The sequence below is a fragment of the Bacteroides sp. D20 genome, from assembly GCF_003436255.1.
GTDB lineage: Bacteria > Bacteroidota > Bacteroidia > Bacteroidales > Bacteroidaceae > Bacteroides > Bacteroides uniformis.
This window is the reverse complement of sequence record NZ_QSOO01000004.1, coordinates 121,969-137,314: the sequence shown is the minus strand read 5'-3', so window position 1 is coordinate 137,314 and position 15,346 is coordinate 121,969. Positions and strand designations below refer to the sequence as shown.

Below are 15,346 nucleotides of genomic sequence, written 5' to 3'. Positions count from 1 at the left end.
AATTATCTATGGACTTGGTTTTTTGTACAGAAGCACGTTTTGTGCGTAGGTCTTCAGGGGTAGTGTACAGTATTGATGGGGGGCTTACTAATAGTTTATGGGAACGTTATTTGCGTAAGTTCGGCCATGTGTACGTAATGGCGCGTGTGCTTCTTGATGATGATTATCCGATAAACGATAAGTATTTGGCATCGAATGAACGAGTTTCGTTTATAGATTTGCCGTATTATGTCGGACCTATACAATATTTGAAAGTACGTAGAAAGCTAAATAAGATAGTTGCAGCGAATTTAATGTCTGGATGTGTTTATATTTGTCGGGTTCCAGGGGAAATAGGGACACTTATGGCAAGGCATTTGAAAAAAAATGGGATGCCTTATGGGGTGGAAGTGGTAGGAGACCCATGGGACGTATTTGCTCCTGGGGCTGTTAGACATCCACTTCGTGTGTATTTTCGTTATAGGGGGACGCATGATTTGAAACAGACTGTTGCTCAAGCAAATGCTGCTCTTTATGTTACAGAATATCAGTTGCAAAAGCGTTATCCGATAAGTAATTCAGTCTTTAGCATTTCAGCATCAAATGTACAGATTTGCTCTTGTAATTTACCGTCTTCAGGAAAAAAATTGTATAAAAAGAAGGAGTACAATCTGTTGTCGGTAGGTTCTTTGGAACAAATGTATAAGGCGCCTGATGTGGTTTTGCAGGCGTTGGCATTGTTAAAGACCAGAGGGGTGAATTGTAAGTTGACATGGTTGGGGGAAGGTAAGCATAAAGAGGCAATGCGGAAATTGGCATCAACATTACATATTTCCAATGATGTGATTTTTAAGGGAAATGTAAGCCGGGATGAGGTGGATGAAACATTGAGGAATACTGATCTTTTTCTGTTAGTTTCACGTACTGAGGGATTGCCACGTGCCTTAATTGAAGCAATGGCTATGGGATTGCCTTGTATTGGTACCCAAGTGGGGGGGATTCCTGAATTGTTGGATGAACAAGTGTTGATTCCGGTTGATGATTCGCAGGCTTTAACCGATAAAATTGAGTTCTTGTTGAACCATATAGAGGCGATAGACAAGCAAGCAAGTAGAAACTATGAATTTGCCAAAAAATATTATGATTCTATTCTTCAACAAAAGAGAGAATCGTTTTATCAATACCTTATTTCTATCGTAAAATGAAGCCTTTTTCTTTTCAACATAAACTTGGACGTGTGCTTTTGTCATGGATTCAACACTATAATCACGAAAAATATTGGAAACGGCGAGATATCGTAATTAATCCCAATGATAAAACTTACCTTTTACTAAAACTATATTATTTATATTACATCAAACGTACAGATGCTTATCACAATTGTTCTTTTGGAACTAACTTAAATTCCGGAGCTTATTTTGCAACTCCTCCCCACCTTCCTCATGGACCAAAGGGGATTATAGTGGGACACGATGTTCGCATAGGAGCAAATAGTATTATATATCAACAAGTTACAATTGCACAGGGGGGGGGTAAAAATACTAAACAATGTATTGATAGGAGCTGGTGCGAAGATATTGCCCGGTGTTTCAATAGGTAATAATGTTAAAGTGGGTGCGAATGCGGTAGTGGTGGAAGATGTACCCGATAATGCAACTGTGGTATTGCCGAAACCGAGAATCATTTTGAAATGATGGAGCATTGGAATGGAAAGATAGTTCAGATGAAAAAGAATAATAGAAAGAAGTTTTATATAGTGACTACTGTACCTGCATCATTAAACTTCTTTAAAGGGCAATTGGCATATTTGAGCAATGATTTTGAGGTAGTTGCTATCTCGTCTGATAAAAAAAATCTTGAGCACTTTGGTGAGGGAGAGGGAATTGATACTTATCATATCCCAATGGAGAGGCCGATTTCACTTTTGAATGACTTTAAAAGTCTCATAAGGTTCTTGTTTTTCTTCAGCAAAAAGAAGCCTGATATTGTACATGGAAATACCCCTAAAGGAAGTTTTTTGTCGATGATAGCAGCTAAACTGACAAGTGTGCCTGTAAGAATTTATATGTGTCATGGACTCAGGTATCAGGGATATGGCGGTTTGATGAGAACTTTGTTGAAAACAATGGAGCGTGTCTCATGCTATTGTGCCACAGAGGTTCTTTGTGTGAGTAATGGGGTAAAAGCAACATTAATGGAAGACGGCATTTCTAAAGCATCAAAATTGAAAGTTATTTGGAATGGGAGTGCCAATGGTATTGATACTGATAGGTTTGACAGGAAGATGGTTTCTTTGGAGGCACTTTCTTCTATTGCAAATTCTGTTGATAGATTTGTTTTCTGTTTTGTTGGGCGCATTGTGAAAGATAAAGGGATAAACGAACTGGTATTAGCTTTTAATAGATTGTCTGCTATATACAATGATATAAATTTGATGTTGATTGGCCAGTTTGAGGATAATGATAACCCGGTAGATAAAACTACTAAGGAAGACATACATTCGAATTCTAAAATTCATTTTTGGGGAATTCAAAAGGATGTCAGACCATTTATGTGTGCTTCTGATGTGTTTGTTTTGCCATCGTATAGGGAAGGATTTGGAATGGTGCTCATGGAGGCCGGTGCATTAGGTGTTCCATGTATAACCACGGATATAAATGGTTGCAACGAAATAATCCAAGACGGTGTGAATGGAAGGATAATTCCGCCACGTGATGAAGAAGCCTTGTATAAGGCTATGAAATGGATGTATGAGCATCGAAATGCAGAAGTAAAAGAAATGGCAAAACGCGCCCGTCCGATGATTATAGAGCGTTATGAGCAGCATAAAGTTTGGGAAGCACTATTGGAAGAGTACCGCTTTTTGGACAATAATGTCTGATTTTGTTTTAATATTCCAATAACTAATATCTGATGAAGATAAATTGGAATTGAATCGTGCACTTGCTGCTGAGGTGAGAGGCATCAAATTGAATCGGTTGTTGGATGTCTTGAAAACAAATGAGATTTTGTAAGAAGATATTGATTCTGAAGTAGAAACGGTAAGACAAGAAAATTATGAAAAGCGACTGCAAAACGAGAATCATTATTGATACAAATCTTTGGATTAGTTTTTTGATTGGCAAAAAATTGGCTGGTCTTTTGGATTTCTTGTCTGATGAAAAGGTTGAACTTGTTGTTTCAAATAATAACCGTAATGGAGTTTGATGTATTGGCTTCTTCATCGGGCTATTCCTTTTTTGTACATGAAGATTCTGAAGATTATTATCATCTTGTTGTCAGAGAATAATTCTTTAAAATATATAGATACGATTTCTTCTTAGTGTATAACCATTAAATCATGTACTCTCATTTTTTTAAGAGGGTGATTGACTTCATCCTTGTGTTTTGTGTGTTGGCTTTGATTTGGCCGATACTGTTTCTTGTTGCCCTTTGGTTGCATTTTGCCAATCAAGGTGCTGGAGTCTTTTTTACTCAGGAACGCCCAGGAAAACATGGCAAAATATTCCGTATTATAAAGTTTAAGACCATGACGGATGAGTGGGATGCAGAAGGGAATCTGTTACCGGACGTACAGCGTTTGACTAAAGTGGGTAGGTTCATTCGTTCTACAAGTATTGATGAGTTACCACAGTTGATTAATGTCTTGAAAGGGGATATGGCTTTGATAGGCCCTCGTCCCTTACTCCCCCAATATCTTCCTTTATATAGTAAAGAGCAGGCCCGTCGGCATGAAGTACGTCCGGGGATTACTGGCTGGGCACAAGTGAATGGGCGCAATGCAATCAGTTGGATGAAAAAGTTTGAATTAGATGTTTGGTATGTGGACCATTGTTCATTTTTACTTGATTTGAAGATAATATTTTTAACAATGAGGAAAGTGCTTTTGCGTAAGGATATTAGTTCAAATACTTCAGTAACGATGGAAGCCTTCACTGGAAATAATTGAAATTAAGAATATGAAAGATGTAGTAATTTATGGTGCAGGCGGTTTTGGGCGTGAAATAGCTTGTTTGCTTTGTGCTATAAATAAAAAAAAACAGGTTTGGAATTTTGTAGGTTTCATAGATGATGCAAAAAGTGTTGGCGATGAAAACGAATATGGTCGGGTTTTAGGTGGAATGGATTATCTAAATGCTTATTCTCGGCAACTTAATGTGATAATAGCCATTGGTAACCCTCATGGAGTAGCTTCCATCGTTTCAGGGATATACAATGACAATATTATATTTCCCAATATTTATGCTCCCAATTTAAGATTTGCTGATTCTAAAAATATGCAGATAGGTAAGGGAAATATTTTTTCTTGGGATTGCCATATAAGTTGCCATGTAACAATTGGTGATTTCAACGCTTTCAACGGAGATGTTATAGTTGGACATGATGCTGTAATAGGTAATTATAATTCTTTTATGCCAGGAGTACGTGTTTCTGGCGAGACTACAATTGGTAATGAAAACTATTTCGGTGTTTCTTCCATTGTGTTGCAGAAAAAGAAGGTTGGAAATAATACTGTGGTAGGTGCCGGAAGTGTTATAATTCGTTCTACGAAAGACAATTCAACATATATGGGTAATCCTGCTGCTTTAATTAAATATTAATAATAAAATAATTAATCATGGACTTAAATGATTTTATAGAGCATTTTGCAGAACAGTTTGATGAAACTGAAAAGATTGTGTTTACTGCTGAGACTGTATTTAAAGAGTTGGACGAGTGGTCATCATTGATTGCTTTATCGGTAATGGCGATGGCAGATGAAGAATATGATGTACAGTTGAAAGGGGACGATATTTTAGCTTCAAGAACTATAGAAGATTTATATAATCGAGTAGCATTAAAAAGAGCTTGATATGTACAATCCTTATTCTTTATCTGGCAAGACAATTTTGGTGACAGGAGCTTCTTCGGGCATAGGAAAAGCCACTGCAGTAGAGTGCTCTCGTTTGGGGGCAAAACTTATTTTAGTGGGAAGAAATAAAGAACGATTAGAAGAGACATTTTCTCAACTGGAAGGAGAGGGGCATATAATGAGAATTCTTGATCTGACAGATGTTGATGCATTAGAAATGTTTGTCAAAGAATTGCCTGAAATACATGGTTGTGTGAATAATGCAGGTATTGGTGGTAAACAACCTATTGCTTTTATTAAGCGTGAAGAATTGCAGCATATTTTGAATACTAATGCTTTGGCACCTATTTATCTGACACAATTTCTCATAAAAAAGAAAAAGATGAAACGTGGTTCATCTATGGTTTTTACTTCCTCTATTTCTGGTGTTTATTCGGTAGATATTGGTAATGCAATGTATTCCATGACTAAAAGTGCAATAGATGGTTTCATGAAGAATGCGGCCATAGAATTAGCTGTAAAGGGGATAAGAGTAAACAGTGTAAATCCAGGAATGGTAGATACTCCTATTAATGATATTGATAGTTTTACAGAGGAACAAAAACAAAAAGATATTAGCAATTATCCACTTAAACGTTATGGATTACCCAATGATGTGGCATGGGGGATTATTTATTTATTATCAGATGCTTCATCATGGGTTACGGGAACAAGTTTAAAAATAGATGGTGGATATTCATTGTAATTACTTATAAATTGAGATATGGCATTTTTATCATTTTCTAATGTAAAGTTTGCAGGGGTTGCTGCTGCTGTTCCAAAAATAGTCAAAGAAATAAAAGACTTGAGTTTTTTTTCTCCTGGCGAGGCAGATAAGGTGATAGCATTAACGCATATTGAGCGCTCCAGGATGGTCCCAAAAGGCATGTGCTGTTCGGATTTGTGTTATGAAGCAGCAGAGCAATTGATAGAAAGGCTTCAATGGAATAAGCAGGATATTGGGGCATTGATATATGTGTCATTGTCTCGTGATTATCTTACTCCCCATACTTCTGCACTCCTCCAGGACAAACTTGGATTGTCTAAAGAGTGTTACGCGATAGATGTACCTTTAGCATGTTCCGGATATGTTTACGGTTTGTCTGTCATTGCAGGGCTTATGCAGAATGGCGGAATAAAGAAGGGGTTGTTATTGGTAGGAGAAACAACTTCTCAATTGCAATCACCATTAGATAAGACCATATGGCCTTTGCATGGTGATGGAGGTACAGCTACCGCTTTAGAGTTTAATGAAGGAGCAAGCCCTATGTTATTCCATTTTGCAACAGATGGCTCAAGAGGTGATGCAATTATTAATCTTGATGGTGGTATGCGCCATCCGATAACAGAAGAGTCTATGAGAATGATTGAAGTGGAACCCGGGATTATTCGTAACCGTACTCAATCCGTTCTTGATGGTATGAATGTATTTGGATTTTCCATCAAGGAACCTCCAGCCAGTATTAAATCTCTTACGGAATATTATGATTTCTCATTGGATGATATTGATTATCTGATTTTACATCAAGCTAACAAATATATGGATGATAAAATAGGTAAGAAGTTGAAAGTACCAGCTGACAAAATACCTTTCTCTTTGATGCAATATGGGAATACAAGCAGTGCTTCTATACCTATTACAATGGTTGTTGGTATAGGTGAAAAATTATCTTTAGAAGATGCTGATGTTGTAATTTGTGGTTTTGGTTCAGGTTTGTCTTGGGGGAGTGCTTATATTAAACTAGACCATATTATATGCCTGCCTCTGATTGAATTGGATTAATTATGAAAAGACTTGAAGGACGTACTGCCCTCATTACGGGTTGTAATCGAGGTATAGGCAAGGCAATAATGCAAGAGCTGGTTGTCGGTGGAGCCAATATTATAGCTTGCACTCGTAAACAGACAGCTGAGCAGGATGCTTTCTATAGGCAATGCCAATCAGAATATGGAATACAGATATATCCTATCTATTTTGACTTGTCTGATGAGGATGCCATACGGATTGCTTTAAAAGAAATATACTCTTTAAAAATTGTCATAGATATACTTGTGAATAATGCCGGTATATTGAATACGGATGGGTTACTCCGATTGAAGATGGAAGATGCTCATAGGGTGATGCAAGTGAATTATTTTGCTCCCCTGCAGATTACACAAGGAATTGTGAAATTGATGTTGCGCTCAAAATCGGCATCTATAATCAATGTGGCATCTATTGCAGCCTTGAAACCGACTGTGGGTAACACTGTATATGGAGCCAGTAAAGCAGCCCTTATAAGTATGACTACTTGTTGGGCAAAAGAACTTGCTTCAGCCAAGATTCGAGTGAATGCTGTAGCACCGGGGTATCTTGATACGGATATGAGCACCTCTGTTGATAGCAAGGTGATGGGGCAACTGGTTAATGATACATCATTGAAAAGATTGGGTACTGTGGAGGAAGTGGCTAAAGTCGTTTCATTTCTTGCCAGTGATGATTCGTCATATATTGACGGTGAAGTTATAAAAATTACGGGGGGGGTATAGAATATGATTGAAAATAAAATAATTAGCCTGGAAAAAGATTGTTATGATATGAAACTTAAGGCTCTTGAAATGGCTTTAAGTACGGGCAGTAACGGTTCTCATATAGGTGGAGCTTTCTCTGCCATGGAAATATTTGCAGCGCTCTATTCGGTAGCTTATGTGGATGATACATTTGACGAGAAAAGGGACCGGATAATCATTAGTAAGGCACATTGCGTTTTGGCCTACTATACGGCCTTGTGGAAGAAAGGCCTGCTGTGTGAGAAAGATTTATCCACATTTGATAAGAATGGTACCTCTTTTCATGGACACCCACATCGGAATTTAACTTATGGAATAGAATTTTCGGGAGGTAGTCTTGGCTTGGGGCTATCTTATGCTGTAGGAGTAGCTTTGGCTATGCAGAAAAAGTACCAGAGTAATAAAGTCTATGTGCTATTGGGTGATGGAGAGTGTGACGAGGGAATCGTATGGGAGTCATTGATGTCTATTGCAAATTTCAAACTGAATAATCTTATAATCATTGTAGATAGAAATGGCTATCAACTAGATGGTCCTACCAAAGAAATCATGAACCAATACTCTTTGGAAGAAAAGTTCAAGTCGTTTGGTTTGGAAGTGGAGGTCGTAAATGGGCATTCTATAGAGGAGTTGCTATGCGTTTTGAATAAGCCATCTGATGTATCAAGGGTGATTATCGCAGATACAGTAAAAGCGAATGGCATTTCATTTCTGATGAATAATAAGATGGCGCATCATTGCGTGTTGTCATTGAAGAAATATGAAAAAGCTGTAGAAGATATAAAAGCAATGTATGATGGGAAATAGTAAGATTAATCCTAAGATTTATTCAGCTTTAGGACAAGGTGGAAGTATGTTTGGTATTACATTGCCCGATGTGGCTCGGAAAAAGGATAATGTGATTGTTCTCTCGGCTGATATGTCAACACCTGCCGGACTTGATAAATTTAAATCCTTGTATCCAGACAAGTTTTTCAACTTAGGAATTGCTGAGCAAAACATGATTGGAGTGGCAGCTGGATTGACGGATGAAGGATATAAAACAATATCAGTAGCCCAGGCTTGTTTTGTTTCAATGCGTTGCTTTGAACAAGTCCGCCAATTCTTGGGGTATATGCATTCGGCACAAGTTCTTGTGGGGATTGGTTCCGGATTTTCGTTGACACTAATGGGAAATACCCACTATGCGTTGGAGGATATTTCATTGATGAAAACAATTCCCGGTATGACGGTGATAGCTCCTTGTGATGCATTGGAGGCAATGAAGGCTCTTGAAGCTGCAGTACAGTTGGAAAGCCCCGTATATATTCGCTTGTATGGGGGAACTGCAACTCCTATTGTCTATCACGAGGATTTTGATTTCAAAGTGGGCAAGTCTGTCACTCTGCGAAAGGGGAAGGATTTGCAGATCATAGCTACCGGAAGTATGGTGTATATGGCTATGCAGGTAGCTGAAATTTTAGCAGGGAAAGGAGTTTCTGCTTCTGTTGTCGATATGCATACTGTCAAACCTCTGGATATTGAAGTTATAGATTTTAATGCGCCTTTCATTGTTTCTCTTGAAGAACACCGTATGGTTGGAGGTATGGGCGACTCCTTGGCAGATTACTTATCACAATATAACTCACATCCTAAATTGCTGAAAATAGGAGCTTCGGATAGTTTTTCCATAGTGGGTGACTATCCTTATATGATGGAACAGAACGGATTATCAACTGATAAAGTCGTAGAACGGATTATGTCATTTATAAATAGATAGATTATGAACGTAAAAGAAAAAGTATTTGAGATTGTAGCTTCTGTCTGTGAAACGGAAGTATCCAATGTTAATGAGAATAGTACAATCGGTGATTTTCCCCAATGGGATTCTATGGGACATTTGACAATCCTTTCTAATGTAGAAGAGGCCTTTGATATCAATTTTGAGCCGGAAGAGATGATGGATCTGGAAGATGTCCATGATATCATAGCAGCTGTGGAGGAAAAGTTGTAATAATTATGGTGATAGAGGAAATCATATATCGGCATTCAATTACTTCTCCCGAAAAGACGGCCGTCATTTCGGGAGAAGTGACTGTCTCTTATCGTGTCTTGTGGAACAATATCAAGCATACGGCTGCCTATTTCATTTCTAAGGGAGTGGGAAAGGGCGACCGGATCATTGTCTCTGCAAGTAAAAATATAGATTTCATTTATGCCTATTTTGGAGCGCATCTGGCAGGGTGTATTTGTGTCCCGATTGATCCGGAGACCAATGTAACCCGTCTGGAAAGGATCATTGATTGTGCAGCACCTTCCATGATTATCGGCGAGCTACGCAATAAAGGGGGACATGAGGTGCTTCCGTTCACAGAGATAGGATTCGATAAGGATTTTGATGTGGTTTTTCCTCAAGAGAGGGATATTGCCGACCTTCTGTTTACTACCGGTACCACCGGTATGCCCAAAGGGGTGGTTTTGTCCTACTCCAACCAATTGTCCGCTGCAAATAATATAAATACTTTCATAGGGAATACTTCCGAGGATATTGAATTGCTGGCTTTGCCTATCAGTCATTCTTTCGGCTTGGGCCGGCTGAGATGTGTACTGGCTAAAGGCGCCACTCTAATCCTCTTGGGCAGCTTTGCCAGCATGAAGAGATTCTTCGGTGAGATAGAAAGATGCAGGGTCACTGGTTTTGGTATGGTGCCTGCCAGCTGGGCCTATATTGCCAAGATGAGTGCGGATAGGATTGCCCGATATGCCTCCCAATTGAGGTATATAGAGATAGGCAGTGCATTTATGCCGAAAACTGAGAAAGAGAGATTGATGCGTCTGTTGCCTGATACCAAGATATGTATGCACTATGGGTTGACCGAAGCTTCGAGAAGCGCTTTTATCGATTTCCATACCGATATGGAACATTTGGATTCAGTGGGCAAGTCTTCTCCCGGTACGGAAATTGTCGTTTGTGATGAACAAGGAAATTTACTTGCGGCAGGGCAGGAGGGCGAGTTGTGCGTAAAGGGCGGACATGTGTGTGCTGGCTATTGGGGAGTATCAGAAGATATCTTCAGGAATGATTTTTATAACGGCTATTTCAAAACCGGAGATTGGGGCTACATTGATTACTCCGGCTATATATATCTAAAAAGCCGTAAAAAGGAGATTATCAATGTCGGTGGGAAAAAAGTCAGTCCGATTGAGGTCGAAGAGGCCTTGAACTCCATTCCGGGTATTGAGGAGTCTGCATGCATCGGTGTGCATGATGATGTGATGGGAGAAGTCGTGAAGGCTTTCATCGTTGGCTGCTTGACGGAAGAGGATGATGAAAGGGTCCGGAAAGAGATGGGGGCTCTGGTGGAGAATTATAAGATACCGGTCTATCTGGAACATATTGATAGTATCCCCCGAACAACATCGGGCAAGATACAACGGTTATTATTGAAATGATTATGAATGAACGAAGCATGGTTGAAGAACTGTTGAACAGACCTCCTTATGACGGGAGTGAAGAATGTGATAATTTGTTTATAGAAGCTCTGCGTGATGAGCTTGTTTTCCACTATGAGCACAATGAGATGTATCGGCATTTTTGTGAGAGGAAGAACTTTAATCCTCATGAGCCGATTCATTCGGTGGATGAACTTCCGCCAGTGGCCGTCAGTGTATTCAAGGAATTGGGATTCAACTTGAATTCAGTTCCCCGGGAAGAGCTGACTTTGGCATTACAGTCCTCTGCCACTTCAGGAATACCGAGTACCGTAGTCATTGATAAGATAACAGCAAAAAGACAAGGTAAAGCAATGGTAAAGGTGGTCAGTGAATTCATTGGCAAAGAGAGGAAACCTTTCCTGATTATGGATATTGATCCCCGTTCTGCCTCCAGAAAATTGCTTGGAGCGAGATTTGCCGCGGTGACCGGGTATCTTAAATTTGCGAGTAAAGTCGGTTATTTCCTGAAAGCGGATGAGAACGGTCTCTCATATTTTGATGTGGAAGGCATTCAGGCATTTATAAAAGAATTGCCATCCGGACAGCCTGTTGTGGTTTTTGGATTCACTTATATATTGTATCAACATGTATTGAAGTCAATACTGGAATCAGATGTGAGACTGCATTTGCCTGAAGGTTCCAAGATAATCCATATTGGCGGTTGGAAAAAATTGGAAAGTGAGAAAATAAGCAAAGAACTTTTTAATGAGCAATTAGCGCGGTGCTTTGGCATTTGTCCGGAAGATGTCATCGACATTTATGGATTTACAGAGCAGATGGGGTTGAATTATCCGGATTGTGCCTGTGGCTGTAAGCATGCCTCTTCTTATGTGAAAGTCCTGGCCCGCGATACCGTTACAAGAAGTGTCCTTCCGGCGGGAAAGGAAGGGATGCTTGAATTTATAACTCCTATTCCTCATTCTTATCCGGGCAATGTGGTATTGACAGATGATATCGGCATTCTGGAAGATTCACCTTGTCCTTATGGACGTCCGGGACAGAGGTTCCGTATTGTCGGACGGTTGAAGAAAGCGGAGGTCAGAGGATGTGGGGATATTCTTTCCTCCAAGTTGGTGTTTCAACAGAAAGAAGGGACGGAAATAAAGTCGGACTCTCATCTGGACATTCAATATTTTAGGGGAACTTTGAAAGGGAATACGGGAGAGGAGCGGCTGCAGGGTATTATTTCTTGTCTGAATGATAAACTGGACTGGCTCCGGCAGCAACCGGTCGAGGCACTGATTGGCATCATTGGTGAAGTCTCAAAGAAATGGCTGTCCGATGAACGTTTTTCCTTTTTGAAGGACAAAGGCTTGCTGTTCTTGTCGAATTGGTGTGAAGCGTCTCATTTAAGGCAGATAGCCGAAGAGGGGCTGAGGGGAAATATGAGGTATTGCGATACCTTCTTGCATTTTCCAAATTCTTCAAAACATTTCTTGAAGGCAAATTCGCGAGGACTGGCTTGTCATTGGATGGCAGGCAATGTACAAATATTAGGTGTATTTGCCTTGGTCCAATGTATCATAACTAAAAATGTGAACTTATTAAAGGTCTCTGCCAAGGATGACGGTGTGTTCCGTGCGCTTTTGAGTGCGTTTGAGGGGGTTACTTATACAACTGAGGATGGCTATACACTTGAAGGTTCGGCTCTGATGGATACTGTGGCTGTTGTATATTTCTCGAGAGATGCCAAAAAATTGGGAGAGTTGATGTCCGGGTCTGCCCAGGTCAGAATTGCATGGGGAGGGAAAGAGGCTGTTGAGACGGTGGCAAAGTATCCTTCGATGATTGACTGTGAAACAGTTGTTTTCGGCCCCAAATTGTCTTATGCGGTAATTGCTAGGGAGGAACTGTCATCGGAGCATGCTGCGAAGAAATTGGCAAGACGGGTGTCGGTAGATGTATCTGTTTTTGACCAGTCCGGTTGTGCATCACCTCATAATCTTTATATTGAGAAAGGAGGAATAGTTACTCCTGAACGTTTCTGTGAAATTTTAGCGGAGGCATTTCCCAAAACGGAAGCCCAAATTCCTAAACCATTCATATCTCCGGAACAGATATCTGCTGTTCACTCGTCCAGGGGAGTGTATGATTTTAAAGGTAGAGTTTGGGGAAGTGATACGATGTCATGGACAGTACTCTATTCAGAGGACAATGAACTTTGTAAGCCAGTGTATTCACGTGTGCTTATGGTACATCCGGTGGATCACATAAATGATGCATTGGTACATGTTCAGGATTATATCCAGACGATTGGCATTGCCGCTCCTGAAGATAAGGCCATTGATTTTGCAAATAAGGCTACAATGGCAGGTGTTGCCCGATGCCCTTTGATAGGCAGGATGTTGAACTTTGAAATGCCGTGGGATGGACTGTTTCTGATTGACAGATTGGTCAGATGGAATACCTTGGGCGGCCCTCTTTGTTGACGGGCAAAGTGGAAATGATTGAGATTGTTCGGATTGTCAATTCTGTATTTGAATCAAATACCTATTTGGCAATAAGCAGGAATTGTGACCTGTGTTTTTTGATTGATTGTGGAGATCCTGCCCCTATAATTGAGAACATAAACAATCGGGGATTACCTTTGAAAGGTATTTTCATTACCCATTCCCATTTTGATCATATATATGGCTTGGATTCCATCATTGATGAATATCCGGAAACTCCCATCTATATCTCTGCTTTGGGAAAGGAAGGCTTGTACTCCGATAAATTGAATTTATCGCGCTATAGTTTGTGCCCTTATGTATTTCAACATTATAGTGTCATGAAAGAACTGAAAGAAGGGGATACTGTATATTTATATGGAAGTGCTGGAGTGGAAGTTTATGAGACTCCCGGTCATGATAGAAGTTGCCTGACTTACAAGTTTGGCAATTGTTTGTTTACAGGTGATGCGTTTATACCAGGGCTAAAGGTGCCCGCTTCATTTCCTAACAGCAATAAAGTATCCGCAGAACTATCCCGACAACGTATTCTTTCTTTATCGAAGGGGTGTCGTTTATATCCCGGTCATGGTGAGAATTATGAGAACTTTCAGCCGGAAGTATATTTATAGGCTGTTTTATTGGCTATTTATCCCCTATTATGTGAGGCGGAAGAGTTCTTCTTCTGTCGAATGAACCTGATTTATTTTACAAAGAAATGGATAAGAGAATATATCTTTGCCTCGCCCACATGAGCGGCAAGGAGATGGGCTTCATACAAGAAGCCTTTGATACCAACTGGGTTGTTCCTCTCGGACCGAACGTGAATGCCTTCGAGCAGGATTTGGAACGCTTCATTGGGCGGAATAAAAAGGTGGTGGCTTTAAGTGCCGGTACTGCTGCTGTGCATCTGGCCCTGCTTGCTTGCGGAGTTGCTCAAGGTGATGAAGTGATAGTACAGAGCTTCACTTTTTGTGCCTCTTCCCATCCGGTGACCTACCTTGGTGCCACTCCGGTATTCGTGGATTCTGAGGCTGATACATGGAACATGGACCCGGTTCTTCTGGAGCAGGCTATCAGGGACCGTATCGACAAGACCGGCCGAAAGCCCAAAGCGATTGTTCCGGTGGCTTTGTATGGGATGCCCTACAAGATAGACCAAATCATGTCGGTGGCAGATAAATATGGTATTCCGGTCATAGAGGATGCCGCCGAAGGCTTTGGAAGCAAGTTTGACGGGCAAGTTCTTGGAACTTTTGGCAAATATGGTGTGCTTTCTTTCAATGGCAACAAGATGATAACCACCAGCGGTGGCGGTGCTTTGATTTGCCTTGATGAAGAGTCCAAACGTGAGATAATGTTCTATGCTACCCAGGCCCGTGAGTCCTATCCCTACTACCAGCATGAGCGTATAGGCTATAATTATAGGATGAGTAACATTTGTGCGGGTATCGGCCGCGGCCAGATGACGGTGGTGGATGAGCACATAGCGCACCATAAGTATCTGTGCGGTCTGTATCGTGAGCTGTTGGCTGATGTAGAGGGAATCACGCTTCATGAGAATCCTTCCGGACGCTACGACAGCAACTATTGGCTGAACACGGTACTACTTGACGAGAATCTGCATGTGAGAGGTGAGGAGGATGCCTACCGTGAGACAGTGAAAGGTGCCGTAGGTGGTGCCGCCGGTGTTACGCATGAGCCAGTGAGTGCCCATACCTCTTGTGAGCCCAACCGTAATGTGGAAGCCATGCGTATTTGCTTGGACAGAGCCGGTATCGAGAGCCGTCCCTTATGGAAGCCCATGCATCTCCAGCCGGTTTATGCGGCTAATCCTGCCTATGTGAATGGTGTCAGTGAGGGCTTGTTCAAACGTGGTCTTTGCTTGCCGAGTGGTCCTTATGTGACGGATGAGGATGTGAGATACATAGTGAATGAAATGAAGAAGAGTATACTATGAAACTACATAGTATCAATTTTTTATGAACTAATTTCAGAAAACAGCTTCAGTGGGGCTGTTTTC

The 15,346-nt window shown here is 40.7% G+C and carries 17 protein-coding genes; all 17 read left to right on the top strand.

The features are described 5' to 3' along the window. Window positions 1–8 precede the first annotated feature (8 nt). Window positions 9–1,184 (top strand): glycosyltransferase, encoded by a 1,176-nt coding sequence (locus DXD78_RS05570; protein WP_117652570.1) that lies wholly within the window; start codon window positions 9–11, stop codon window positions 1,182–1,184. Between the two features lie 312 nt (window positions 1,185–1,496). Next, a complete protein-coding gene (locus DXD78_RS21460) occupies window positions 1,497–1,673 on the top strand; it encodes a DapH/DapD/GlmU-related protein (RefSeq protein WP_317126636.1) in 177 nt (58 codons plus the stop codon). A gap of 29 nt (window positions 1,674–1,702) precedes the next feature. Next, entirely contained in the window at window positions 1,703–2,860 is a 1,158-nt protein-coding gene (locus DXD78_RS05560; protein ID WP_117652607.1) for a glycosyltransferase family 4 protein, read from the top strand. 176 nt (window positions 2,861–3,036) lie between these two features. Further along, entirely contained in the window at window positions 3,037–3,186 is a 150-nt protein-coding gene (locus DXD78_RS21265) for a putative toxin-antitoxin system toxin component, PIN family (protein ID WP_227741035.1), read from the top strand. A 133-nt stretch (window positions 3,187–3,319) separates the two neighbouring features. Continuing rightward, window positions 3,320–3,928: a sugar transferase gene (locus DXD78_RS05550; RefSeq protein ID WP_117652569.1), complete on the top strand. Its 609-nt coding sequence runs from the start codon at window positions 3,320–3,322 to the stop codon at window positions 3,926–3,928. A 10-nt stretch (window positions 3,929–3,938) separates the two neighbouring features. Next, on the top strand, window positions 3,939–4,580 hold the full coding sequence (locus DXD78_RS05545) for a serine acetyltransferase (protein WP_117652568.1): 642 nt from the start codon (window positions 3,939–3,941) through the stop codon (window positions 4,578–4,580). A gap of 17 nt (window positions 4,581–4,597) precedes the next feature. Then, window positions 4,598–4,831 (top strand): acyl carrier protein, encoded by a 234-nt coding sequence (locus DXD78_RS05540; RefSeq protein WP_117652567.1) that lies wholly within the window; start codon window positions 4,598–4,600, stop codon window positions 4,829–4,831. Window position 4,832: 1 nt separating this feature from the next. Continuing rightward, the gene (locus DXD78_RS05535) at window positions 4,833–5,576 is read left to right on the top strand and encodes an SDR family NAD(P)-dependent oxidoreductase (RefSeq protein WP_117652566.1); all 744 of its coding nucleotides are present in this window, start codon (window positions 4,833–4,835) and stop codon (window positions 5,574–5,576) included. An 18-nt stretch (window positions 5,577–5,594) separates the two neighbouring features. After that, window positions 5,595–6,653: a 3-oxoacyl-ACP synthase III family protein gene (locus DXD78_RS05530; RefSeq protein ID WP_117652565.1), complete on the top strand. Its 1,059-nt coding sequence runs from the start codon at window positions 5,595–5,597 to the stop codon at window positions 6,651–6,653. 2 nt (window positions 6,654–6,655) lie between these two features. Next, complete coding sequence (locus DXD78_RS05525) at window positions 6,656–7,399, top strand: SDR family NAD(P)-dependent oxidoreductase (protein ID WP_117652564.1); 744 nt, start codon at window positions 6,656–6,658, stop codon at window positions 7,397–7,399. Between the two features lie 3 nt (window positions 7,400–7,402). Further along, window positions 7,403–8,227 carry a 1-deoxy-D-xylulose-5-phosphate synthase N-terminal domain-containing protein gene (locus DXD78_RS05520; protein WP_117652563.1) on the top strand — a complete coding sequence of 275 codons (825 nt, stop codon included), beginning with the start codon at window positions 7,403–7,405 and terminating at the stop codon, window positions 8,225–8,227. Continuing rightward, window positions 8,214–9,179 (top strand): transketolase family protein, encoded by a 966-nt coding sequence (locus DXD78_RS05515; RefSeq protein WP_009038242.1) that lies wholly within the window; start codon window positions 8,214–8,216, stop codon window positions 9,177–9,179. The genes DXD78_RS05520 and DXD78_RS05515 overlap by 14 nt, the downstream gene beginning before the upstream one ends. A gap of 3 nt (window positions 9,180–9,182) precedes the next feature. Beyond that, window positions 9,183–9,413: an acyl carrier protein gene (locus DXD78_RS05510; RefSeq protein ID WP_005832318.1), complete on the top strand. Its 231-nt coding sequence runs from the start codon at window positions 9,183–9,185 to the stop codon at window positions 9,411–9,413. Window positions 9,414–9,418: 5 nt separating this feature from the next. Next, a complete protein-coding gene (locus tag DXD78_RS05505) occupies window positions 9,419–10,852 on the top strand; it encodes a class I adenylate-forming enzyme family protein (protein ID WP_009038243.1) in 1,434 nt (477 codons plus the stop codon). 2 nt (window positions 10,853–10,854) lie between these two features. Next, entirely contained in the window at window positions 10,855–13,323 is a 2,469-nt protein-coding gene (locus tag DXD78_RS05500; protein WP_227741037.1) for an acyl-CoA reductase, read from the top strand. A 14-nt stretch (window positions 13,324–13,337) separates the two neighbouring features. Continuing rightward, window positions 13,338–13,955: an MBL fold metallo-hydrolase gene (locus tag DXD78_RS05495; RefSeq protein WP_009038245.1), complete on the top strand. Its 618-nt coding sequence runs from the start codon at window positions 13,338–13,340 to the stop codon at window positions 13,953–13,955. Between the two features lie 86 nt (window positions 13,956–14,041). Beyond that, window positions 14,042–15,283: a DegT/DnrJ/EryC1/StrS aminotransferase family protein gene (locus DXD78_RS05490; protein ID WP_009038246.1), complete on the top strand. Its 1,242-nt coding sequence runs from the start codon at window positions 14,042–14,044 to the stop codon at window positions 15,281–15,283. Window positions 15,284–15,346: the final 63 nt, after the last annotated feature.

Bases quoted from the DNA above. Each gene is read 5' to 3' on its own strand.
- DXD78_RS05525 (WP_117652564.1), top strand. From the start codon at position 6,656: ATGAAAAGACTTGAAGGACGTACTGCCCTCATTACGGGTTGTAATCGA.
- DXD78_RS05540 (WP_117652567.1), top strand. From the start codon at position 4,598: ATGGACTTAAATGATTTTATAGAGCATTTTGCAGAACAGTTTGATGAA.
- DXD78_RS21265 (WP_227741035.1), top strand. From the start codon at position 3,037: ATGAAAAGCGACTGCAAAACGAGAATCATTATTGATACAAATCTTTGG.
- DXD78_RS05570 (WP_117652570.1), top strand. From the start codon at position 9: ATGGACTTGGTTTTTTGTACAGAAGCACGTTTTGTGCGTAGGTCTTCA.
- DXD78_RS05510 (WP_005832318.1), top strand. From the start codon at position 9,183: ATGAACGTAAAAGAAAAAGTATTTGAGATTGTAGCTTCTGTCTGTGAA.
- DXD78_RS05550 (WP_117652569.1), top strand. From the start codon at position 3,320: ATGTACTCTCATTTTTTTAAGAGGGTGATTGACTTCATCCTTGTGTTT.
- DXD78_RS05495 (WP_009038245.1), top strand. From the start codon at position 13,338: ATGATTGAGATTGTTCGGATTGTCAATTCTGTATTTGAATCAAATACC.
- DXD78_RS05500 (WP_227741037.1), top strand. From the start codon at position 10,855: ATGAATGAACGAAGCATGGTTGAAGAACTGTTGAACAGACCTCCTTAT.
- DXD78_RS05545 (WP_117652568.1), top strand. From the start codon at position 3,939: ATGAAAGATGTAGTAATTTATGGTGCAGGCGGTTTTGGGCGTGAAATA.
- DXD78_RS05505 (WP_009038243.1), top strand. From the start codon at position 9,419: ATGGTGATAGAGGAAATCATATATCGGCATTCAATTACTTCTCCCGAA.
- DXD78_RS05530 (WP_117652565.1), top strand. From the start codon at position 5,595: ATGGCATTTTTATCATTTTCTAATGTAAAGTTTGCAGGGGTTGCTGCT.
- DXD78_RS05535 (WP_117652566.1), top strand. From the start codon at position 4,833: ATGTACAATCCTTATTCTTTATCTGGCAAGACAATTTTGGTGACAGGA.
- DXD78_RS05560 (WP_117652607.1), top strand. From the start codon at position 1,703: ATGAAAAAGAATAATAGAAAGAAGTTTTATATAGTGACTACTGTACCT.
- DXD78_RS05490 (WP_009038246.1), top strand. From the start codon at position 14,042: ATGGATAAGAGAATATATCTTTGCCTCGCCCACATGAGCGGCAAGGAG.
- DXD78_RS05515 (WP_009038242.1), top strand. From the start codon at position 8,214: ATGATGGGAAATAGTAAGATTAATCCTAAGATTTATTCAGCTTTAGGA.
- DXD78_RS05520 (WP_117652563.1), top strand. From the start codon at position 7,403: ATGATTGAAAATAAAATAATTAGCCTGGAAAAAGATTGTTATGATATG.